The sequence below is a fragment of the Candidatus Hydrogenedentota bacterium genome, assembly GCA_016791475.1.
Classification (GTDB): domain Bacteria; phylum Hydrogenedentota; class Hydrogenedentia; order Hydrogenedentales; family JAEUWI01; genus JAEUWI01.
In genome coordinates, this window is the sequence record JAEUWI010000366.1 from 1 (window position 1) to 574 (window position 574).

At 68.6% G+C, this 574-nt stretch carries 1 protein-coding gene; it reads right to left on the minus strand.

Features of this window, described 5'->3' with window-relative positions; genetic code table 11:
* On the minus strand, positions 1-574 hold a 574-nt coding region (locus tag JNK74_29710; GenBank protein MBL7650349.1), incomplete at both ends, for a PAS domain S-box protein.

The window sequence follows — 574 nt, forward strand, 5'->3', positions numbered from 1 at the left end:
AGCTGCCGACGATGCGCTCATAAGTGTCCCGCAGGGGGCGGACTGTCGCTTCGACCCAGCGCGGGCCGGCGGCCTGGGTGCGCAGGCGGAACTCGAACTGACCGATCTCCTCGTAACCTTCGCGGATCGCCCCGAGGCAATGGCCCACCCTGCCCCGGTCATCTTCCGCCACGAAATCGAGCAAGTTCTGGCCGATGCTCAGGCGGGTATCGAAACCTGTCGTGTTGCGCCAGGCCCGGTTGAGGAAGGTGAGGCGGCCCTCTGCATCGGTCTGGAAGAGGATCTCATTGACCGATTCGACCACGTCCCGGTACATGGCCTGGCTCTCGCGCAGCACCTGCTCGGCCAGCAGCCAGCGGGCCACGTCGCGGAGCACGTAGAGCGTGGCCGGGCGGCCTTCGAAATCGAGGCGCACCCCGGTGGCCTCGGCATTGATGGTCTCGCCGTCCAGCCGGCGGTAACGCAGCGGCAGCGGCGCCAGGCGCTGCTGCCGGGGCGCTGCGTCGAAATCGGCCAGGCGGGCCGCCTCCATGGCCCGATCGTCCGGGTGGATCAGGCTGAGGAGTTCGACGCC